The sequence below is a fragment of the Pseudomonas sp. 10C3 genome (genome assembly GCF_036346185.1).
GTDB lineage: Bacteria > Pseudomonadota > Gammaproteobacteria > Pseudomonadales > Pseudomonadaceae > Aquipseudomonas.
Genome location: NZ_JASJVE010000042.1, coordinates 1 through 23,408 on the forward strand (window position 1 = coordinate 1; position 23,408 = coordinate 23,408).

A 23,408-nucleotide genomic window follows, 5' to 3' on the forward strand; every position below is an offset into this window, starting at 1 on the left:
CGCAAACGCCTGGGCTGGAAGACACCGTATGAAGTCTATGCGGGGGTGAGCGTTGCACTTATGTGTTGAATTCAGGCACGAAAATGTTTAACGGGTATGGGCTAAGTGCGTCTGATAAATATGAAGCAAGGCTGAAAGCCTGCTCACTCGTCACTTGGCATAAAATATACGAAAGAGAACGCAATAGCCCGAGCTTTAAATGACTAATTCCATGGCAGGCCGAAGTTACTTGGAGTTTCCGTAGAGAGCAGATCCCACAAGCTCAGTAGTGTCCGCCGAATCCAGTTCTGAACGGCGCTTTTGTCTATTCGGTGATCCCAAGCTATCGAGGACACTGCGTGATCCTCCATTTCCTAAGCCGCACCATGCCGGCAAATCCCCAAGTACTACCCGTTTTACCCAACTCCCATCAACAAGTCACGCAAGCGGGGGTAGTGCTGGTCCTTGGCTGACAATTGCAGCTCGCCCACCGGCCATGGAATCTTCAGGTCGGGATCGCACCATAGAAGCCCACCCTCATCATCAGGAAAATACAGATCAGTGCATTTGTACTGAAAATCTGCCACCTCGCTGAGCACACAGAAGCCATGGGCATAGCCCGGGGGAATCCACATCTGCCTATGATTCTCATCATTCAATTCAACGCCAACAAACTGTCCGCAGGTTGGAGAACCCGGCTGGATGTCCACCACCACGTCATACACCGCGCCGCGGCTAACACCCACCAGCTTACCCTGAGGCCGCGAACGCTGGAAATGTAAACCACGCAAAACACCTCGCGGCGAGCGTGAGTAATTGTCCTGCACGAACGGCAACTCGATACCAATCTCGCGATATCGCTCAGTCTGAAAAGTCTCGATGAAAAAACCACGATGATCGCCAAATACTCTGGGCTCAATGATCAAAACACCCGGTAACACCGTTTCGATCACTTTCATTACACAACGTCCTCAATGAGCAAGCGTTGCAGATACTGTCCATAGCCTGTCTTGCTCAAGGCTTGAGCCTGGATAGCTAGTTGTTCTGCGCTGAGCCAGCCTTGGTTAAAAGCGATCTCCTCCAAACAGGCCACCTTCAACCCCTGACGGGCCTCGATGGTATGCACGAACTGACTGGCCTCCATAAGCGAATCATGGGTCCCTGTATCCAGCCAAGCAAAACCGCGTCCCAGCAGACTCACCTGCAATTGACCGCGCAGCAGATAGGCATTATTCAAATCGGTAATTTCCAGTTCTCCACGTGCAGATGGTTTCACTTGTCGGGCCAGCTCCACCACGGCATTATCGTAAAAATACAACCCTGTAACCGCGTAGCTTGACTTAGGCTGAAGTGGTTTTTCCTCAATGGAAAGCGCCTTACCCTCAGCATCAAACTCGACCACGCCAAAACGCTCTGGATCGCTGACATGATAGCCGAACACTGTCGCGCCGCATTGACTATTAGCAGCTTTTAGCAGCATGGCGCTGAACCCGTAACCATAGAATATGTTATCGCCTAGAATCAAACACACATCACTATTACCTATAAAAGCCTCACCGATGAGAAAGGCTTGGGCCAAGCCATCCGGCGAGGGCTGCTCGGCATAGCTAAGCTCAATACCAAATTCGGAGCCATCACCCAGTAACTTTCGAAAGTTGGGTAAATCTTCCGGCGTAGAAATAATCAGCACTTCGCGAATACCCGCCAACATCAGCACCGACAAGGGATAATAGATCATGGGTTTATCATATACAGGCAGTAGTTGCTTGGAGACACCGCGAGTAATTGGATGAAGTCGGCTGCCCGAACCGCCTGCGAGGATGATACCCTTGCGAGGCGTGACAACACTGGAAATAAGGCAGGTCATAGCATGCTCCAATAATTATAAAAAAACCGACGTCAGCAGGGTGAGAGGAATACGAACCAGGCCTCTACTACTATAGAACTTAATACTATATCTTAGTAGAAACTCAAAAGACGTCCGACACAGAAACAAACTTATAAATTAAACTACCGAACATGAAAACCATTTAGACATCGAACCACTTGATCCTCATAGCCTCATTAGGCCACTACAAATACTGATCACGTTTAAAAACAAGACATGCACGGTAGACAAATATGATTTATCTATAATCGCAAAGCGATAACGGCCCAAATCCTAGTCATCGCGAACCATAGACAGCGCACAGCACGGCAGCGAGATATCGACAACAGTATCGGTGAGTAGCAATCAGCCTCCCGCAGCCAAGGAAATAATTAAACTCTTTTCAAAGTTCCCATGACTGCATGCACATTAATCGCCAATTCGGCCCAACTGGTATTCACCGTTGAGTACGCGATGCCACCACTGAGGGTTTTCCAGATACCACCGCACTGTCTTCCGAATACCGCTCTCAAAAGTTTCCAGCGGCATCCAACCCAGTTCGTGCTGGATTTTCGACGCATCTATCGCATAGCGCCTATCATGGCCGGGCCTATCCTTGACGAAACTTATCAGCTCTTTATAAGTGCGTGACGTGCCGCCATCGGCACTCAGAGGCACAAACTCATCCAGTAACGCGCAGATTGTCTCTACCACCTGAAGATTGGGCTTCTCGTTATGTCCACCTATATTGTAGGTCTCACCTACTCCTCCCTTGCTCAACACCAAAGCTAATGCCCGGGCATGGTCATCCACATACAACCAGTCGCGAATCTGCGAGCCATCACCGTAAACCGGTAGTGGCTTGCCCGCCAAAGCGTTGAGAATAATGTGGGGGATTAGCTTCTCTGGGAAGTGGTAGGGCCCATAGTTATTCGAGCAATTACTGATTAATACTGGCAAGCCATAGGTTCGATACCAGGCACGCACCAAATGATCGGAGCTGGCCTTGGACGCAGAATAAGGTGAACTGGGCGCGTATGGTGTGCTTTCCGTAAACAGATCATCAGCCCCCTGTAGGTCACCGAAAACCTCATCTGTGGAAATATGCTGAAAGCGAAAGGTGGGCTGCTCAGCTAACGGCAATGCGTTCCAGTAACGTCTGGTCGCTTCCAAAAGGCTATAGGTACCTACAATATTAGTCTGGATAAACGCCGCAGGACCATCGATAGAACGGTCGACATGACTCTCGGCAGCCAAGTGCATAACCGCATCGGGTTTAAAACTGGAAAATATCCAGTCAAGTGCCGCCTCATTGCAAATATCAACCTGATAAAAGAGGTAACGCGGGGAACCGGTCACCGCAGCCAAAGACTCAAGGTTTCCTGCGTAGGTCAGATTGTCAATATTAACAACTTGCCAATCAGTGGTCTGCAGAATATGCCGTATTAGGGCCGAGCCAATAAAGCCTGCTCCGCCAGTAATTAGGATTTTTTTGCTCATTTATTATCTACCGGTTGACTAAACTTTAGTATCGCTACTGTTTAGTTTTTAATAAGAGACCTAAAAAACCTATTAGCAGGTTTTTCAAAAAAAACATGCACAGATACAGAAACCAGCACCAACACCACCAAATAACATAAAAAACTCAACGTATCATTACCTATAAAAGGCAGCACTGTTCTCTTTAAAACCCCATGCACTGGAACTTGAAACAGGTACAATGCATAGCTCGCCTCGCCCAACAAGATCATCTTCCTGTTTTTAAGAAAACCCAATTCATCATTGTTAATTGCGACCACCAGTATCAACAATAGAAAAACAGGTGAAAGCAAACCATTTGCTGTATTTACATATGCATTGATAACCTGACAGTATTCCAACACAACAGCACAAAAAAGCAAGCATGCGACTACAAATCCAAGCCCCCTAAACCGTTTCAAAAAGGCCGGCTGTTCTATAAATAACTTACCCCCTACGATACCTAGAATAAATCCTGGCAAATGCATCGGCGGAAAATAACTTAAGAAATTATCACCGCGCCAGTCCCCATCCAGAATGACTGCGCCGATCACTTGAGTAGCCAACCAAACAGCGAAACTTTGTAGACACAATACAGAGACGGACCGCCCATTACTATTCACAAAATGGAATATAAAATGAAACGAGACATAAAAAAACATTTCCACCGAAAGCGACCAGCCCGGTGAATTTAATACAAGAGCGTAACCGGGCACCCATGATTGCAGAAAAAAAATACTCAGCAAAAAATCAGAAGTATAAAGTTTACCCTGTATATAGCTCGAAAAAACAACTAAAGACAAAGCCATAAAATAAGCAGGGGCAATACGAGTAATGCGGCTGAACATAAACTCTGTAGACGAAAAAATACGACCCTTATAAGCGATAGACAATACGAACCCTGAGAGCACAAAAAAGAAGGTTACCATCTCCGGACCACGAATAAGAAAACCCGGTAAATAGTTCAATTCTCTACCAAAGTGAAAAATGACGACTATAATCGCTGCTGTAAATCGAAAGTGAGTCAACGCTAATATTTTCATGAGAGCCTAATAATCTAACGGGGGCAAATACATTTGTCATTGAAACTCTATGACAACCGGATCTAAATACCGCTCTAATGGAGCGTCGTATTTTATTTCAGAATATTTGCATGCCGTTCAATTCCAACACCATTATCAGAAGAAAATACATACCTTACCCATCGAAAATTAATCTTTAAATATGAGTCTCATTTTACTTCGCAACCAATAAATGGCTTCCCCTCCTGGGAGGTATCTAATCCACTCTCGAGTACAAACATCCAACAGTTTTTTCCTAAAAAAGCTCGCCAACTCACTATTCCCAACGCGCTTATAGTATGACATTAAAGCCGCATAAGTAGAGATTGACATATCTACCCTTGCGCTCCGACTCGATTTAGAATGTAAACCCGCACTGTGTACTCTATATCGACTAGGCCGCTCAGTAGGCAAGTATTTACCCTTGCCGTGATGACCTAAAAGAGACCATATAAATAAATCTCCGTACTTAGCCATCGCGGCCTCTGGAGGCACAGTGATTATATTTCTAAAGCAACTTGTCAATGTATAAATAGACGGTGATTCTTTCATCTGATCAGCAGACAAGTCTCTACGGACGCCCCGATAATCAAACGCTACATCCCCAAACTCATCAAACGGCTGACAGTCTGAATAAACAACGGAGTACGTTAGGTTATTCTCTAAAAAATCGACTTGTTCCTGGAGTTTGGTGGAATCAACCCAATAGTCATCGCCCTCACAAAAAGCAATATACTTACCATCGCAAGACGTCATGCCATGTGAAAGAACATTGCCCGCGCACGAATAAATGTTAACGTCCTGAAATACCAGCTTTATTATTCGTGGGTATTTTTTCTTGTAACCTAAAATCAATTCCTGCGTCTTATCAGTAGACGCATCGTCATGAAAAACTATTTGAAAAGGATATTTAGTTGATTGTTTTAAAAAACCGCAAATTGCGTCTTCAATAAAGGAAGCGTGATTATATGTAAGACAAAGAACACTGACCAATGGCTTATTATTATCCCACCCATCCATTATCTTGCTTTCAGATCGTAGCACCTTGTTTTTTCCAGAATTCATTGAAGCACCATGTATTTTTAGTGATTATTAAATGCAGAGAATTTCCCATTCTTAAAAGCAATAACTGCAATCGGTATGGCTATGGAAAACGAAATAAGACCCAAAACCGAAAAATTTATAAAGCTGCTCATACGATCATTGCTATATGGCAGTATATAAGAGCCCAACCATAGCCCTATAGAAACCGGAACCAAAATAATTAGCACATCAAACGTAAGCCAGTTTTTGTGCAAGCCCGGTGCAAGTCTATGATGTACGTAGGCAGTCCAGATAAACAGATAAGCACAATTGAAACCAATCCAGACCCAACCTGCACCTATGGCACCATAATGTGATGCCACATAAAAAATTACTGGCACCAGCAGCAAGGCCATTCCTGCATTGCCTATCAAATGCAACCGCAAATTACCAATCGCATATTGCAGATAATAAGGGAATGCACCCACTACTAACAACCCATAGCCCAGCGCGTATAGCTTTAAAATAGGCGCTGATTTATTGGCCGTGACTATATCGCCACTCCAGGCATATAGTAACGATTCTGCGCCAAATGTCAGAGTCAGCGATGTCACACCGGCGGTCAAACAAACCATTTTCGTCGCTGCACAATATAGCTCTAGTAACTCTTTTCTCCGATTCTGTGCATGTAATCTTGCCATGCGCGGCATTATGATATTGCTGATCGGGCCGCTTACAAGTAGTATCCCGCCAGCAACCACCACAGCAAGAGAAAAATAACCATACTCATTCAAAGGTAGCACGCCGGATAAAACCATTTTGTCTGCTTGAGTAACCAATAACCAGACGAACGAGGTAAATGCTACACTTAAAGAAAACTTTAGGACCGGCATGATTGGTTTGAATGACCAACCAATTGATTCCGTTTTTTTTATTTTAGGCAATAACGTATAACACTTCCAAGTCAGAACAGAAAACTCTAACAACACGGCAATAAGTTGATGTAAGAAAAATACAACAGGAGTAAACCCAAAAAAATACATACTTATAAAAACAGTTACTGATCTCAGGGTTGCAAAAAAAGCATAGCATCCCCCAAGCCATACAAGCTGCTCAGCACCTGTTATAGCACCTTTATATAAACCACCCGCCCAGCGTAACGCAACGCTGAAGATCATGACTTGAATGGCTAATATTACTTCACTGATTGGAATGTCAGTCACATGGAGCCAGCGTGTTGCCAACAATTCAGAAAAAAACCATAGGCACCCGCCTCCCAATACTGCCACGCTCAAAAAAACGCTGCTCAGTGCACGGAAGAGCTTACGATAACTAAGTGCCGTAATAGCGCCGCCATAATATCGCGCTGTTTCACGGCTGATCGTTGGAGTCAACCCTAAATCGAGCAAAATAAACCAGGTTTGCAACATGGTGAAAAATGCTACCAAACCATAAGCTTCCGCTCCCATATGCTTAATATATAAAGGAAGAACCAGAATACCTACTAGTGCAACATAGATCTGGCTAGTGTAATTCACCATAATATTCAATTTTAGTGACAATGTAATAGCCGCTCGCTTTAGACAAATACTATTACTGACTAAGCTTCTCATTCACGTTGAAGAGAAACTGTCGCTCTAACTCCAGTACATCTCTTTTTCGCTCCTTGATGCGTTTAGCCGGCACGCCTGAGTACACCCCAAAAGCTTTGCAGCTTTTAGATACTAAACTCAATGCCCCGACGGCCACGCCTTCATCAAGGACTACACCAGGGAGAAGGACACTACTCGCACCAATAATCACATGTCGGCCAACGACAACATCCGCATCATGAACATTAGTGAACTCATTAGGAATCATCGGATTCGTCATGCTTAAACCACTGTAGTCATCACAACTGCTATAAATTGAAACTCTCGATGAAAGACCGCTAAAGTCATGCAAGCTGATTTTCCCGGCACCGATTAAAAAACTATATACGGCAATATGAATATGGCTACCGATCACTATTCCACCAGCGCCCGCCGAAAGCACACAAAAGTCATCAATCCGTACATTGTCACCTATGATAATATTGGCGCAGTTGTAATAAGATGCTTTGTCGGAAAGCTGTGGACTCGCACCAACACTTGCAAATCCCATGCTCTCTATTTCCTGTCTATTCAAGAGTCCCATTATGTTCTCTCTATTACATTAATAATCCGTGCGAGATCATCGTTGGTCATGGCGGGATATATTGGCAAACATAAAACCTTTCCGGAAATCTCGTTAGCAACAGGCAGATTGTTACGCTTTGCAGATGGCATGCCACGATACATAGGAAACTCGCTAATTAGCGGAAAAAAATAGCGACGTGTGAATATGTTCTTAACCTTCATTAGCTCATACAATTCGTCACGACTGAGCGGGTAGTCTGGCTCGACTAGAATCGGGAAATAGGAGTAATTAGCAGTTTTTTGTCCAATCGTTTCTACAACCCTAATACCTTTGATATTTTTCAAATGCTCTCGGTAAATCTGGTCAATTTCATGGCGCCGAACCATAATTCGATCAATATGCTGCAATTGCAGGAGACCAAAAGCCGCATTTATTTCACTCATCTTTCCGTTGATGCCAGGCGCTACCACTGTGACTTCATCAACGATGCCAAAGTTTTTTAAATTATTGATTCTTTGCTTAGTTTTTGCATCCGGGCAAACTATTGCCCCCCCTTCAAATGTGTTGAACACTTTAGTGGCATGAAAACTCAACGTACAGAGATCGCCATGGCGCAGAATACTTCCACCCTGATCACGCACTCCAAAAGCGTGAGCACCATCATAGATAACCCGCAAATTGTAGTTGTCCGCGATTTTTTGGATAGCCTCTACAGAGCAGGAGTTACCGTAACAATGTACCGGCATAATGGCCGTAGTCTGCGGAGTAATAGCAGCCTCAATTTTTGCCGGATCAAGATTGAGGGTGAGCGGATCGATATCCACGAACACGGGCTTAATACCGTTCCACAATAGAGAGTGGGCAGTAGCCACAAAAGAATATGGAGTAGTAATAACTTCCCCTGTGATCCTCAAGGCCTGCAGCGCCGTAAGCAGCGCAATAGTGCCATTATTGAACAGAGCAATATGTTCAACACCAAGATAGTCACATAACGCTTCTTCGAGCTGCTGATGCATTGGTCCGCAATTTGTTAGAATTTTATTATCCCATATCTGTTCAAGATAAGGAATGAATTCGGCAATCGGCGGCATGTAGGGCTGGGTTACATAAACTGGAGTTTCACTCATGTATAAATATCCATGTTTGACGGACAACTGGACACCCGTTAGCAACTGATATTTCAGACGGAGTTAATATTTCCGATAACTTTTTTTTATTCGGACAGTCTTTAAATCAGTAATTTCCGGATGTAATTAATTAGTGAGTCATCTGCTTGGGAGGCAAAAGACGTAGGCGAAGTCTTATAGGACGCGTGCCTGGCTGCTCCGATAACATCGGACAGTGAGGTATCACTGTCCGCAACATACAGGCCTGGTATATGCCTAAGCTTCGTCGCTGTGGCTATTTGGTGATCATTGCGATGTTCGCCGAAGCGAAACTCCCTAGGCATAATTACAATGGGCTTGCCCAGTGAAAGGCAGGAAATGATGCTGCCAATACCAGCATGCGCTACCACAAGCTCAGCGCGGTCAATAAGGCAATGCAATTCCTTGGGTGGAATAAATTCAGTAGCACGCCCTATCAAAGGGCGGTAACCGTTTAGGCCTACCTGAAATACAATATCACTGTGGCAAGTGCTTATGGCCCAACTCTCGACTCTCTTGATCAGCCGATCGAAGGGTAATTGTGTACCTACTGTTACCAGAATCAAAATACCCGACCCTCGAAATACGGGCCTTCAGGCCGCGCAAGTTCAGGCCACTGTGTCAGCCAGATATCAGCCCATTTGCCGACTTTTTTGCCTGCCAGGGAAAGTTCTTCGGCATTAGCAATGCTGTCGACCCAAACAGTTTTAGCGCCTATAAGATTGCCCCACAGAATTGCGAAGAAGCCTGGCGCCGCGCCCGTTGTAATCACTAGGTCAGGACGTATGCGCATCACTATCCAGAAAACCTGAATCCCCTGAATAATTAGCCGAGATCTGCTATCCATACTGGCGTCGATAACAGTAGAGAATTCATGTCCCGCAACCTGATGATGCAATTGCGGATCATTACAGACAAAAAATACATCCTGGTCCGCCCACACGCTCTGCAGACGCAACAGTTGCAACCAGTGTCCACCTTTGGACGATATGGCAAGTATTTTTTTCTTTTTTTCTTCGCCCTTGATTTTTGCGTTACCTCGGGAAGACTCATCCCTTTGCCATTTATAGGATGCTATTTTTTTGTAGTTTTTACGTGCCAAAATAAAGGCCGTGAAATTCACAGCCATGTATATCAATCGACTAACCAGTGCTATTTTTTTTTGAAATACCGGGCCGGTTGTATTTTTATTCTCAACAGCGTTATTTCTTTCTGATAACTGAATATTTCCTAGCTTACTGCGCGTCTTAACTTTGATTAATTCGCTAAAACTGCTCGGAGCTCGGACATAGGATTTGGCTTCGACCACACGAATTATATGACGGTTATCAATGATCCTCCGCACAAATCCATCGTCAGAAATAACAGCAGGAAACGTATGAAATAATAAGCGAGCGCTCTGATTCAGACCATACACGCCGCTGCCATAGCCATCAACTAGGCAATACTTACTATTCGACCATGCCTTATAATAATGCCTGACACTGAACGATGAGTCTACGGTCCTTGTCACGGCTAATGGCGCAACAAGTGCAGGCGCGGACTCAATAGCAAGGCGTTCTATAAGCGTCAATATAGATGCGTGGCTTATCAAAACATCCGCATCGACATAAATTCGCGGATAGCCGGACGCCTCTTGATCGGCAAGATTTAACGCGTTTATCTTGGAAGGTTCTCGGCTACTCAGACATAACACCCCTGCATACTGCTGAGCAATAGCTAGCGTACGATCAGTGCAGGCGTTACAACTGACAATAATTTGATAATCCTGTTCCCAGTTTGCTGCTGTCAAACCGTCAAGCAAGGTGCCTATATTTGCTTCTTCATTATAGGCAGGAATGATGACTGCCGGCCGACGATTAGCTGTTGATACCTTCATCAAAACTTCCAACCTTTCTGTATTTTTAAAAAATCAACCCAGAGCTGTTTCTTTGAAATGGTTGACGACTTAAATACGGCTAAAGCGGAGAATATAACAATCCGAAAATGAGTTGCCAGACGAACCAAGAGTTTGGCAACTTTGAATTTATGCTTCCCCCAATACTTTTGGGAGTACTTAAGTTTATGGTAATAGAGGTAATTCAATTTATTGATACTGTTCAGCGTCTGACTGCCATGGTGTATAATTTTCGCTGTTGTGGTCGATAATGGCTTGGCGCCCATTTCGCGTGCGCGGCGGCAAAGATCTATTTCTTCACTGTACATAAAAAAACGCGGATCAAATCCATTCAGTTTTTTCAATAGGCCAGTATCAATCAGAAAGAAACAGCCCGATATTGCATCGGCTTGAATATACTTATCTTTGGCTTTCAGTTTGTACCCGTCCGGTATCGACCACCCTAATTTCTTCAAAAGCACATCAATAAATAGAGCCCAGCAGGCAATTCCAAGCAACGTTGGTTCACGCCAGGCGCCTTTGCCATCATCAAGGCCTTGAGCATCAAGTGCTCGGCCCCCCCAGATCAGCGCATAGGAATGATGCACCGAAAATTCCAGTAAGTTTCGGATACTGTCAGGATAGAGGTTTACATCAGGGTTCAATAACAAGGTTTTAGGTGCTGATAGATACTCCATAGCTAGATTACAGCCAGCGCCAAAACCTAGATTATTACCGGACTCAATAATTTTCATGTCGATGCCTTCAATGGCCCTCAACCGTTCAACTGAGTCATCAGCAGAAGCATTATCAACCACAATAAAACGAATTTTATGTAATGGATAAGAACCTTTACGGATATCTTCAATAACCAGCGCGATATCAACACCACAGTTGTAACATACGCTGACAATATCAATTCGTTGCATATCGATCCCCTCACAGCATGGCTACACCTTATAGAGGGAATATCCCCCAGTGCAGTGGCCGAATATTTTCTTAAACTGTTTGAATACTGGGCTTGCGCTTAAGTTGTATGCATTTCTCCTCTATTAATCGCCATGAAACAAAAGCAAGAGGGGCCGTCAACGCCAACGAAACACTGAACATTATGCCCGGTGTAATATTTACGAACTTCAAAATCAATAGCTGCTGTATTGGAAATGAATAGATGTAAATCCCATAAGATATATCATCTTTCATTTTCAACCTGGATACCCAGCTCACCTGACAATATGCGATATAGATAATCAAATAAGGAAGTGATACATAGTACACGATCAAAAATAACGATTGAGAGTAGCACCCTGCGGCAACTAACAATGCGAACAACAACAACGCTACCTTGCTGGAGACCCTAATGAAACTCTTATATATTTGGAGTAACACGCCACAAAAAAATACTGCAGCCAAACGAACGTTATGATTGATTTGCTCACCCTGCGCATTGTAATACATCAGTGTCGCCATGCTCGTAATTACGATGATCCAGACCACCCACTTCAATTGATCAGTACTTTGCCTCTTAAGCAATCCGAGCGTAAACCAAAGCACCGCCAGCAATAAATACATGCGAATTTCAATAGGCAACGACCAAAGGGAGCCATTAACAGCAAATGAATACGGTATATTTTCAAAAACCCCCGGCAATGAATAACTGGCATTGAAAATTAAAATCGCATTTTTTATCAGATACTTCCACGTCCCCCATTCCGAAAAATAATAACGCCCAGGCAACGCACTTACCAGCGGACCAAAAACTAAAACTGTGAGTAACAACATGACCCACAGTCCAGGAAATACACGTAGCGCTCGAGCCCAAAGAAATTCCCGAATTGAGCTACGCCGAAACAAACTACCCGAGATTAGGAAACCACTGGCTATAAAGAAAACATCCACCGCTAGATGTCCAAGACTGATACCCAATACGTAAGTTAGCGGCTCTGACGCTGGGTCACCAGAAACCAATACATAACTATGACTAAAGACTACCGAGCAGGCCGCGAGCATGCGTATAAGATTGAAATTATTGTCGGTACCTGGTGCGATATTAATGCTGCCCATTATAATATCCTGGATATTGTCCGATAACAGGCACATCTCCTGACGTCTGCAAAAAAGCACAGTACGTAGAATTTAGTGTTTATCGGTATGAATTTGTGCCTTCATACAGCGGCTCAATGAATTATTTGGAAACATACAAGCACGGTTTGAACTAGTGCCTACTACGAAAACCGGATCACTTATAGTTATGCCGCGCAGCTCACATGCGGATCATTTTATATTATTGAATATACGGCATATACGGTCTGCATCTACCGGCTACAGACAAGGTCGATGTTCTACTACTCGACAGTCAAAGCCAGCATTACACATCAATCTAGTTTAGTGCGTAACATGGCATGCACGGGGTGATGATCGCTGCCATAGTACTTACCCAGAACGTCACCACTTATCAACTTCATGTTTTTCACATAAATATCATCGATAGACACAAAAGGAAAAAGAAATCCATAGCTCCTGTATTTTGTAGGGAACGTTGCTAGCCAACCACTCCCCGCGTCATGCAGAGCGCTACTAAAGTTGAGGCTAGGTAACTTACCGCGCCAATAGTTATTCTGAGTCGAGTTAAAATCACCAGCTATTACGATTTTCCCTTGTTGATTGTTTTCTATACTTTGAAAAACGCCAGCAAAAAATTTATTGTACAGAGCTAGATTACTTGAGTATTTGGGCGCATGTAGATTATAGACTTGAAGTGTATTATCAGGATCAATCTGCAATGTTACCCGCTGCACATTTTTTAGATGAATACTTTCAACTGCAGGAAATCGACTTAGGACGACTGTCGACTTTCCAGGCTGATAATAACAGAAATAACCCGGGTAATTTTTCAATACATCTAACATTAACTTCTGATCCTGCAATTCCTGCACAGCAACTATGTCGTAACCCCCTTTTAGCATCTCGGCCAACAGCATCCCAACCTGAGGATTACTGCTGCGCACGGAAACAGACACCACACTAATGTCTGTTATTGATCCCGCTTGGACAGGTTTTAATATCGGCGATAAAAATCCGCTCATATTGACTACATAAGCGCTCCCCATCCCTAACAACCAGACTGCTGTTTTTTTATACCTGCCACGGGCCAAACTAATGCCAGCGGCGAAAAAAAATATAATCGCCCATATCTGCTCCATCAGTAAATTTAGAAACGCCATCCATAACGAATTTTCCATCATATGTTCAACTTTCCTGTCTCCGTCGATTTTTTGGAGACAAATGAGTTGAAGAACCCCATGGTCAAGTACAGCATCAACTGTGCACGATCAAAATAATCGACAGTGAACGCACCCAATATGAAAGAACAGATAGCTATAAAAAAACAAAAATACAACCACTCACGTGTAACCTGAAACGCCTGCCAATAGGCTTTGAGTGAAAGTATAAAAAAAACCGACAACGCAATCAATGCCGGAATCCCACTTTTCAACATAACCGTTAACCAATAGCTATCAATACTGGCCGCCATCCAGTATGGCCGAGCCCACTCATTAAACCCTATTCCAAATATTGGGTTTCTTAACACCTCCATTGAGGCAAATTGCCATTGCATATAACGAGCAAATGCAGTGTCTGTGTTGAGCGACGTTAGTTGTATCAGTAATTGGATCGGCCCCTGATTTGAAGCAAAGGATAAAAATATAAAAATGAACCCGCTCAGAATGACTGCCAACTTAAAGACACTTGGAAAATACCGAGTACTCTTCTGCATCAAAAACAGCACCAACAACATCAACAACATCAACAAACCTGCCGAAGTCACGGACGTAATTATGGCAGTCAATATCGCAAAACAAAATAGAACTATCAAAGGCAGATTGTATAACCTGAACAACAGGCCAATGTACATCACGGATATGACAGAGTACAAAATAGGGTGAGCGAACACAGTGCCTGCTCGGTGTAATCCATGCCTGAAGTAAGATTCACCTAAGTACGCATCTACTTTTGTATCTGCTATCGTTGCAAATAATACATGAAGAGAACGATACCCACTCAGCGATTCTACTATCGCGAAAGGCACCAGCAATAAAAACATCGTCATAATCAGCGTAATGCATCCGCGGAGCTTATGGATATTCCCGCCAACTTGCAGCCCTATCCAATAGCTGACAAACACTTCCAATATTAGAATAAGTGCGGATTGCACACCCGCCGCATTATGGACATATATATAACTTATGGCAGACAAACCGCAAAAAATCACCAGCGCCAACTCTTTTCGGTCGTATTTATGATTCATCATTTTCGAAGCTAAAAGAAGCGCAGCTGCTATCAAAAACAACCTATAGGCTTCAATCCTGACCGGTCCTATTAACCAGTTAAGTTCAGCCGGTATAAATATAAGCAATATATAGACTAAACAGATTAGCGGTGCTTTCGCACGTATCCTTTTCATTAAAAAGCTTCTTCAGTTTTTTTTAGGATGCCTAGCTTACCTGTTTTGATATCCGTTTTTATAATCTTAGCCGGATTCCCTGCAACCACCACATTGCTACCCACCGAGCGAGTAACTACTGACCCTGAGCCAATAATGACCGAGTCACCAATTTCAACTCCGGGCATGATAATCGCATTACCACCGACAAAGCAGTTCTTGCCTATGCGTACTGACGCATTTTTGTTGCGGCACATGTCATGGGTCAAAATAACAGCACCAAAAGCAATGTAAGAGCCTGAGCCTATATAAATCCCTTTGGGATTGGTCAGATCAAGCTTTGCCTTTAACGATATGCGAGCATCCGATGCGATATGCATGCCATACAGGGTGTTTAGATATTTAACTCGCAAGCTCAGTATCCAGTGCCTGAATGTCACATGATAAAACCATGCAATTTTTCGCTTCATTTTTTAATCCGCCTATTTTTCCAGCGAAGCCATAGATAGATATATATATATATATCTATGAACAAGACTTCTCAATATCAAAATTTTATATCAGACGGCTATAATTTCTTGCGCCCCACCGAATAATAACCGAGTCCTTTCTCAGCCATTTTATGTGGATCGAATAAGTTTCTTCCATCAAAGATGATGGGCGTCTTGAGCAACGTTTTGATCACATCGAAGTCCGGAGCTTTGAACGCAGACCAGTCGGTAACTATGACTAGCGCATCAGCGCCAAGTAGCGCCGACTCCTTGGTACCACATAGTCTAAGGTCATCGCGGTTGCCATAAATACGCTGAGTTTCTTCCATAGCCTCCGGATCGAAAGCCTGAACCCTCGCGCCGGCGTGCCACAGTGCTTCCATAAGAACTCTGCTTGCTGCCTCGCGCATGTCGTCTGTATTGGGTTTAAAGCTAAGGCCCCAAAGGGCAAAGGTCTTGCCATGTAGGCCACCGGCAAAATGCTTATGGATCTTGCTGAACAACGTGGTCTTCTGCTGATTATTGCGACTCTCTACCGCTTTCAAAAGCGTTGCGTCGAAGTCAATGCTGTCGGCAGTGCGGATCAGTGCCTGGACATCCTTGGGAAAGCAGGATCCACCGTATCCAGCGCCAGCATAGATGAAATGGTAGCCAATGCGCGGATCAGAGCCTATGCCCTGGCGAACCATCTCGATGTCGGCGCCTAGTATTTCTGCCAAGTTGGCCAGCTCGTTCATAAAACTAATCTTGGTGGCGAGCATGCAATTGGCCGCATACTTAGTCAGCTCTGCGCTACGTACATCCATGACGATGATCTTTTCATGGTTGCGATTGAAGGGCGCGTAAAGCTCGCGCATCAACGCTTCGCTTTCCGCACTGGATGTACCTATGACAATACGGTCTGGACGCATGCAGTCGGCCACGGCAGAGCCTTCCTTGAGAAATTCCGGGTTGGAGATCACATCAAAACTCAGATCGTTGCGGCCGCGTTGGTTCAAAGTCTCTTTTACTCGGGTAACGACTTTATCTGCAGTGCCTACAGGTACCGTGGACTTATTGATGATTATCTGCGGTCCTTGCATGTTAAGCCCTATGGTCTCGGCCACCGCTAGTACGTACTTTAGGTCCGCAGAGCCATCCTCATCAGGCGGCGTTCCTACGGCAATAAACTGTACTTCGCCATGGGCTACCCCTGCCGCAGCATCGGTGGTGAAACACAGGCGGCCACTGGCGAGATTTTCTTTGACCAAGGCTTCCACGCCTGGTTCGTATATAGGAATGATTCCACGCTTGAGGCGTTCAACCTTATCACCATCGACATCCACGCACACAACATCATGGCCTACTTCCGCCAGCACAGCACCCTGGACTAGGCCTACATAACCAATGCCGAAAACAGTAACTCTCATGTCAATTTCCTTTGAGCGTGGTGCGCGCAGCAACACATGGGATATCTGAAGCTAGATTTATAAAGAAAGCCGCATGATCAAATGATATGCAATACTCTTGGCTGCACAGTCTATGATCTAGAAGATAAACATATTTGAACGTGTAACACTAAATTTTCACAGTACCGCGAAAGCGGTATTGCTCCCGTCTTACGTGGGACGCCGCCTGCTTGCTTTAGAGATATACGTTGCAACACTGTTTAAGGGGGCTTCTGTTGTACAATGCGCTAGCTGTCCAATCAATTTCGACCGTTTGATAACCTCCTGGATCTATGGCTGCGTACAATGAATAGGGCCCGGCTGATGCAAAGGTTACGTGGCGCTAGGTCTATCTGAGCTAAACCTGGCACCACATCGCTCTCTGCCAACTCGCGCTCAACCTAGATACCCATAAACCTAGAAACATCGTCATGCTTACGGGATGGTCGAACGCCTGAAAACTGCGTTTTCTGTGAGCAAAGCATGCGATTTCGGATCGGTTGGCTCGCACTAGCAGCACGGTACTAAATTCCACTAACCCAGCATTGCGCGTAGGCGCTATCTACAGCCGCCTATAGAAACACGGAATATTTTTTCCAGCTTTGGATGCTGCCTAGAGGGCTATACATATCAGGGTATCAGCGTACGGCCTCTAATGCTGCGCAATGGCCTATCTGCCAAGCCGTGAATAATATGCGCAAATGGTCTGGGCCCGCTAGTGTGCAGTGTCAGAATAAAGTCATTTTTCATCTTGGCTTTTCTTCATAAAAATCAGATGGATATGACCGCCTCACGGGAACGTTTATTTCGAGATAGCACACTAGTTAAGGCAAGCCATTCCTTTAAAGCCGACTAAACCATCATCATGCGTCTGCCAAGCATGCCTCCCAAACACAAGTCAAACATTAATACCACCGACGCTATTTTTTTGATGCAAGGCATCACACGCTACGCTTTTGCGCAACCTACGCAGAAATAAAACTCTTACAAAAAAAGCGACTGAGCGATAGCCCACGGTGTAGCACATACCAAATCATGGGCTTTAGTATCACCAATTATCTGGGCGACTTGGTGCATCCCCTCATACAGCAATGGAGGACGGTGCTGTAAGTTGTGCGCATCGCTTGCCATAATGCTCACCATATCCGCTTTCAGCAGTGTATGGACAAATGTCTGAACAGTGGGGCCAAAGTGACCGGTTACCGCTCCAGCGGTAACCTGTAGCAGGCAGCCCTGCTGTACAAACCCCTTGAGCCTACTAGGAGTTCGCAAAATGCCTTTATTGCGCTCGGGATGAGCCAGCATCGGTGTGATATTTCGTTTTACAAGCCAATCAATCATCCGCTCTGCGCCAAAGGGTATTTCGCCATGTGGAAGTTCCAGTAATAACACACGACGCCCCTCAAAATCACCCAGAAAAGGGACAGCGTTGAGGTTTATACCAATAGTCAATTCTATTCCAAAACGAACTTCTGCTGCTGTCGCTACCCGCAGTTTTATATGCGCCTTCTTGAGGCCATTCACGAATGAACTCTTCGACGCCTCAATACTCTCTAAACTGTTGGAGTAACGACCCGGGTGCATATGTGGCGTGCAAACCATATGGGTTACTCCATCCGATACCGCAATCTGTGCAAGTGCCAGCGCTGTTTCAAGATCAGGCGCCCCGTCGTCGATACCGGGGAGTAGATGGTTATGCAAATCGATCATCGCATACTCAATTCCTAGCACGTTAGCAGGAGAAGTTTAACACCGCCGCTCATGAGTATTTACGGCTGACCATCATAAAATACGTATATTATTTTCCGCATTAATCTGTCAGATCGAAACAACCCAAAGACCGAATTTATGTAATATCGCTACTGTAGTCGTAGTAATGCCCTTCATTTATATATCCATATTTTTCAGATTTTTTGATATCGACCTGACTGAGCACTATCCCGGTAACGGGCGCGTTGTTCTGCAGCAGTTGACCGATGCCTTTCTCTACCAACGAAATCGAAGTTGAAGCGTACTTGACAACATAGATAACGGCATCGACGTAGGTCGATAGGACCATAGCGTCAATTACCGCTTGGGTCGGAGGCGAGTCGATAATAATGCGATCATAGCCACTCATGAGGTCTTCAATCGTCTTATCGAAATGCGAAGAAGACAGCAACTCCAGCGGATTTGGTGGCACTGTACCTGCGCAGAGAACGTCTATACCGTCCACAACCTTGATGCACTCTTCCCTGCTAGCAGTACCAGCAATCAGGTTAGCCAAGCCAGGCGTACCAACGGCGAACTCAAAGTTCTTGGCCACGCTCGGGCGACGCAGATCAGCATCGATCAATAGCACTTTTTCCAAGCTACCAAAGGCGTAGGCTAAATTTATTGCCACCGTGCTCTTACCTTCGTCCGGAATAGCAGAAGTGACAAGCAGCACCTTGCGTCCGTGTTCGCTACCGGCCAGTACAATGCTGGTACGGATTGTTCGGACTGACTCAGAAAAGCCCTTATCTTTGTCACTGTGGAACATCCGAGCCATATCAATGCGAGTGAACGACTTGAGAAGTGGCAAAATCCCCAACACCGGAATATTCAGCTGGCTTTCCACCTGCTCCCTACTTTTGAAAGTATTGTTCAGCAACTCTAGGATTATGACCAAGCCAGCACCAGCACAAAGAGAAAGCAAAGCTGCGATCACGACTATCAGAGATTTTCTTGGTTTGATTGGCTCGGTGGGTACCACGGCCTGATCTACTATTCGAGCATTCGCGCTGTCCAGGTCTGATATAGCGTCGGCCTCCTTAAGACGATTCATAAACGTGTCGTAAAGCGCCCGATTGTCATCCACCTCTCGTTGTAGTTCACGCAATTTGAATTCTTTCCGGGAGATGCCCTGAATAGCAGTACGATTTTCATTGAATGAGCTTTGCAGGGAGTTCTGGTTGGTCAACGCCAGTTGATAGTTGCGCTCGATACCGGCAACCACCTGCTGGACTTGTCCACGCAAACTTGCATTAGCGGCATTTAGGTCTGAACGCGCAGCATCCATAGCTGGGTGGCGGTCGCCATATCGACGCGACAACTCATCTACCTTAGCCTGCGCGCGAGCCTGTTCAGCCTTGAACTGCTGAATCAGCGGATGACCAAGTACAGCAGGCACACTCGCTAAGCGTTCCCAATTATTTCCCATGACTTGCACCTGGCGCCACTGGCTTTCGGCTTCGGCGCGCTGGCTCCTGGCATTAATCATCCGCTCGCCAGTCAAGGAGAGTTCGTTTGCGCTGATAGTGCCTACCCCGCCCATATCAACCAAATTTTCGGATTCTCGATAGTCCTGTAAACGCTGTTCAGAACTCTTCAACTGAATGCGTAACTCACCTAGACGGTTGTTCATCCAACCTGTCGCCGACGTGGACGCCCGGGTATTTGCTTCCAATTGATCTTCGATAAAACCATTGGCTAGGGCATTAGCGGCGCGAGCAGCGATAAGCGGATCGGCCATATCCACTTCAATGGTCACTAACTGACTTCGCCCTTGAGGTGAGACGACAATCCCCTTGCGAAAGGCCTGGGTTACACCATCGAAGATTTGCTCTGGTGTAGCATCCAAGACTGCGGTCTGGCGGGGCGCAACCTGACCGTCTGACGAGCTTAGATGTAATAAAGTACGAAAATCCAGCTTGCCCAGCAAGCCACGGAAATCTAGCAGTGTTTTTTGCTGCTGGCGCGGGTCGAACAATGGATTATGAGTTAGGTCCAACTCACGCACTACCCGCTCGGCGAGAAAACGCGACTTGAGCAGTTCCAGTTGAGTCTCTAAAAAGCCAAGGCCAGCACCGTCCACACCATAGATCTGCTCGATAGATACCACTTTGGTGTTTTTTTGCTGAATCAGCAGGGTGGCGGCTGCATGGTACGTTGGCGTCTGAACTAGTACCACCAAGCTGGTCGCCAAGCTGACAATCAGGCCCAGGCTAAGGATACTCCATTTGCGATGCCATACAGCCATGAGCAGCTTGACCATGTCCATAGGCTTCTCGTCGTCCTCCAGACCTTGGGCAATCTGATTGTGCTCGATAAGCTGGCTTTTACTTTTCATGTATGGAGAAACTCTGAAGTTGTATATGAGAAAACTCTGGTACGCACCTCAAGGGTGGCCAGTTCTGCGCAGGGCTCCGTTGATTTAAAGCACTGCGTAGTTCCCTAATTAGCGACAGCGCCTTAGAAAAACCCTGAATCAATGATGATGCTGTCCCCGGGCATGACAGAAGTGTCAAGACTGGCGCTTTCAGTTTTACGATCCATACCCGTATCACGAATGATACTTATGCGGTTGGTAGATGCCCGTTCTGTTAGCCCGCCCGCCAGAGCCACCGCACGACGGAGCGTCAGACCAGGCTGGAATTGGTAGCCACCCGGGACCTTTACCTCGCCGCTGATAAAAAATTCGCGGTACTTCAATACGCTGACTGTAACCCGCGGATCAACGAGATAGTCACCCTTAAGCTTGTCGATAATCATCTGTTCGATATTGGTGGTGGTTTTTCCTTGGGCCCTGATTTCGCCAATGAAGGGATAGGAAAATGTGCCCGTTCCAGTCAGCCGTACTTCGTCAAAGCTCAAATCCTTTTCGCCAAAAACATGGATGCTAATAACATCTCCAGATGCCAGCTGGTACTGGGGTGTTCCTTCAGCAAACGTAAAACCGCAGTGCAACACCAGCATTCCCAGCAACAGAATGAAAAACCTATGAATGGCCATGTACGTATTTACTCTTGAATAGCACGCTTATTGTCTTAGAGGCTGGCGGTGAAGCTGATTGAGAAAATATTGCGCTCGTAGCTTTTGCCCCAGAGGCTGGAATCATTTTTCAGTAATTGGTAGCCAACCCCTACATCCAGCCAACGACGCATTTCATAAGTCAAACCCAGCCCAAAATTGGACTCTTGGTCGCTGCGACTGACATCTTGGTATTGCTTTTCAATGTAGCTGTAGCTCACCTCGGATGTCAGCCTATCAAGCCACTGATTTTTCCACTCCAGTCTTGTGCGTTTAGTCTCAATAGACGATGCAGCGACAGTGACGTTGCTATCATCGTTCTCTTGTATGGCTCTGAGAGTCGACAGGTTGAACGTGGAGTAAATGCCCGGATGCCAGCTGACTAACGCTTCCCAAAGAGAACCGCTTCTAGGACTAAGACTGGAATCGTCGAAGCGTTTGCGCTCCGCACCGAACTTGAAAGTACCAGATATTTTTGCTGAGACATCCCAAACCAAGCCGCCAAGCAGTCCAATATCATTGCTATTTAGAGCGGTATTTGAAATATAATCGTAATTGGTATCTCTGGCTTCAAACAGTACGCGTGTTTTGGGCCCCACGCGATAATAGAAAATACTACCAAGCGACGTTGTATTGCGTTCTAGGCTAGAGCTCAGATCACCACTGTTATGATAGCGAAGCTGCTCGTAGTTACCGAAAAAATCGACCTGCATAAGAGAACTCTGCGGGACCCCATAGCTATAAAGTCCTCCGACATTGGCAGTGCTGAATTTATCATTCTCGAGGCTGTATTTATTCACATTTTGCGACGCTGTATCTTCAACCCTATGGTAGCCAGCACCTAGCTGTAGGCGATTATGTGCATCGAACTCATAGTTTGCATCAGCCATTAAATGATGGTCTGTATGATCGGCCGAAGGGCTGGAATGAAAAATGTTACTTTCCGCTGAATAACTCAGAATGTAGTCGCTCTTAGCATTTTCGGCATCCAGCACGAAGGTTGGCGTTATCCCAGTAATCCACGACGACTGCTTACCATTTTGAACAGCCCTGAAGTTATCATCATACCTCTCAGCAACTTTAAGACTCGGGGTAAACATTACCCCTTCAAATAATTTTATACTTTGCGGATCAAGTGCCCAGGCACTGTTGCACAGCGCAGCTGAAACCCCCGCCACAAATAGACATTTAGCAGACTTAATGTGCATAAATAACTCCATCGTACTACTTCGTGATTTCGATAATAGACCCGGAAACTATGTATCAACCTGAAGCACCGACATCGATATTTATTCAACCCACGGCTAATGTCTGGCATTCTGGAGAGAGTCGCTTTCGACATCAATCGCTTATCCGTGTAGCAATTGCAAGCCCCTCAAATTGCTACACTACCCACATACCGCAAAGACGTTAACCCTAATTATGACTTTTGCAGCGACACCAGTAACGCAGCAGTTTGATCCAGAGAAACAGTTCTGTCGCAACTATGCTTTCGAAATCTATGCTCAACGCTCTGGCAATAATAGCTGCAACATCCTCGACGTTTGCCGACTAGCCTGACGATCACTTTATCCAATATGTGACTATTTACGGAGGTAATGGAATTCACTTCGGTTGCATTCGTTTGCACACCTGCGCGCTGTAAACCAC

20 protein-coding genes are annotated in these 23,408 nt (G+C 45.4%); all 20 read right to left on the reverse strand.

Annotated features, from left to right (window positions below):
* Positions 1-395 precede the first annotated feature (395 nt).
* The 20 genes from rfbC to QN399_RS25400 all read right to left on the reverse strand — a co-directional run bounded on the left by rfbC (position 396) and on the right by QN399_RS25400 (position 22,966).
* On the reverse strand, positions 396-938 hold the full coding sequence (rfbC, locus tag QN399_RS25310) for a dTDP-4-dehydrorhamnose 3,5-epimerase (RefSeq protein WP_322178771.1): 543 nt from the start codon (positions 936-938) through the stop codon (positions 396-398).
* Positions 938-1,846: a glucose-1-phosphate thymidylyltransferase RfbA gene (gene rfbA, locus QN399_RS25315; RefSeq protein ID WP_323569434.1), complete on the reverse strand. Its 909-nt coding sequence runs from the start codon at positions 1,844-1,846 to the stop codon at positions 938-940. The genes rfbC and rfbA overlap by 1 nt, the downstream gene beginning before the upstream one ends.
* Positions 1,847-2,275: 429 nt before the next feature.
* Positions 2,276-3,346 (reverse strand): dTDP-glucose 4,6-dehydratase, encoded by a 1,071-nt coding sequence (gene rfbB, locus QN399_RS25320; protein ID WP_322178769.1) that lies wholly within the window; start codon positions 3,344-3,346, stop codon positions 2,276-2,278.
* Positions 3,347-3,387: 41 nt separating this feature from the next.
* Entirely contained in the window at positions 3,388-4,407 is a 1,020-nt protein-coding gene (locus QN399_RS25325) for an acyltransferase (protein WP_322178768.1), read from the reverse strand.
* Between the two features lie 168 nt (positions 4,408-4,575).
* A complete protein-coding gene (locus QN399_RS25330; RefSeq protein WP_322178767.1) occupies positions 4,576-5,490 on the reverse strand; it encodes a glycosyltransferase in 915 nt (304 codons plus the stop codon).
* 17 nt (positions 5,491-5,507) lie between these two features.
* Complete coding sequence (locus QN399_RS25335; protein ID WP_322178766.1) at positions 5,508-6,986, reverse strand: oligosaccharide flippase family protein; 1,479 nt, start codon at positions 6,984-6,986, stop codon at positions 5,508-5,510.
* Positions 6,987-7,041: 55 nt separating this feature from the next.
* On the reverse strand, positions 7,042-7,590 hold the full coding sequence (locus QN399_RS25340; RefSeq protein WP_322178765.1) for an acyltransferase: 549 nt from the start codon (positions 7,588-7,590) through the stop codon (positions 7,042-7,044).
* A gap of 32 nt (positions 7,591-7,622) precedes the next feature.
* A complete protein-coding gene (locus tag QN399_RS25345; protein WP_322178764.1) occupies positions 7,623-8,732 on the reverse strand; it encodes a DegT/DnrJ/EryC1/StrS family aminotransferase in 1,110 nt (369 codons plus the stop codon).
* A gap of 101 nt (positions 8,733-8,833) precedes the next feature.
* Positions 8,834-9,316, reverse strand: coding sequence for a glycosyltransferase (locus tag QN399_RS26865; protein ID WP_369125022.1), 483 nt, complete (start codon positions 9,314-9,316; stop codon positions 8,834-8,836).
* On the reverse strand, positions 9,313-10,629 hold the full coding sequence (locus QN399_RS25350; RefSeq protein WP_322178763.1) for a glycosyltransferase: 1,317 nt from the start codon (positions 10,627-10,629) through the stop codon (positions 9,313-9,315). The genes QN399_RS26865 and QN399_RS25350 overlap by 4 nt, the downstream gene beginning before the upstream one ends.
* The gene (locus tag QN399_RS25355; RefSeq protein ID WP_322178762.1) at positions 10,629-11,555 is read right to left on the reverse strand and encodes a glycosyltransferase family 2 protein; all 927 of its coding nucleotides are present in this window, start codon (positions 11,553-11,555) and stop codon (positions 10,629-10,631) included. Before QN399_RS25355 ends, QN399_RS25350 begins: the two co-directional genes overlap by 1 nt.
* Positions 11,556-11,625: 70 nt before the next feature.
* Positions 11,626-12,690 carry an acyltransferase gene (locus QN399_RS25360; RefSeq protein ID WP_322178761.1) on the reverse strand — a complete coding sequence of 355 codons (1,065 nt, stop codon included), beginning with the start codon at positions 12,688-12,690 and terminating at the stop codon, positions 11,626-11,628.
* A gap of 311 nt (positions 12,691-13,001) precedes the next feature.
* Positions 13,002-13,871 (reverse strand): endonuclease/exonuclease/phosphatase family protein, encoded by an 870-nt coding sequence (locus QN399_RS25365; protein WP_322178760.1) that lies wholly within the window; start codon positions 13,869-13,871, stop codon positions 13,002-13,004.
* Complete coding sequence (locus QN399_RS25370) at positions 13,868-15,091, reverse strand: hypothetical protein (RefSeq protein WP_322178759.1); 1,224 nt, start codon at positions 15,089-15,091, stop codon at positions 13,868-13,870. Before QN399_RS25370 ends, QN399_RS25365 begins: the two co-directional genes overlap by 4 nt.
* A complete protein-coding gene (locus QN399_RS25375; RefSeq protein WP_322178758.1) occupies positions 15,091-15,540 on the reverse strand; it encodes a DapH/DapD/GlmU-related protein in 450 nt (149 codons plus the stop codon). The genes QN399_RS25370 and QN399_RS25375 overlap by 1 nt, the downstream gene beginning before the upstream one ends.
* Positions 15,541-15,638: 98 nt before the next feature.
* A complete protein-coding gene (locus tag QN399_RS25380) occupies positions 15,639-16,970 on the reverse strand; it encodes a UDP-glucose/GDP-mannose dehydrogenase family protein (protein ID WP_322178757.1) in 1,332 nt (443 codons plus the stop codon).
* Positions 16,971-17,972: 1,002 nt separating this feature from the next.
* Positions 17,973-18,698 carry a CpsB/CapC family capsule biosynthesis tyrosine phosphatase gene (locus QN399_RS25385; protein WP_322178756.1) on the reverse strand — a complete coding sequence of 242 codons (726 nt, stop codon included), beginning with the start codon at positions 18,696-18,698 and terminating at the stop codon, positions 17,973-17,975.
* A gap of 136 nt (positions 18,699-18,834) precedes the next feature.
* Complete coding sequence (locus QN399_RS25390; protein WP_322178755.1) at positions 18,835-21,078, reverse strand: polysaccharide biosynthesis tyrosine autokinase; 2,244 nt, start codon at positions 21,076-21,078, stop codon at positions 18,835-18,837.
* Positions 21,079-21,200: 122 nt separating this feature from the next.
* Positions 21,201-21,740 (reverse strand): polysaccharide biosynthesis/export family protein, encoded by a 540-nt coding sequence (locus tag QN399_RS25395; protein ID WP_322178754.1) that lies wholly within the window; start codon positions 21,738-21,740, stop codon positions 21,201-21,203.
* Between the two features lie 35 nt (positions 21,741-21,775).
* Positions 21,776-22,966: an outer membrane beta-barrel protein gene (locus QN399_RS25400; RefSeq protein ID WP_322178753.1), complete on the reverse strand. Its 1,191-nt coding sequence runs from the start codon at positions 22,964-22,966 to the stop codon at positions 21,776-21,778.
* Between the last annotated feature and the right edge of the window lie 442 nt (positions 22,967-23,408).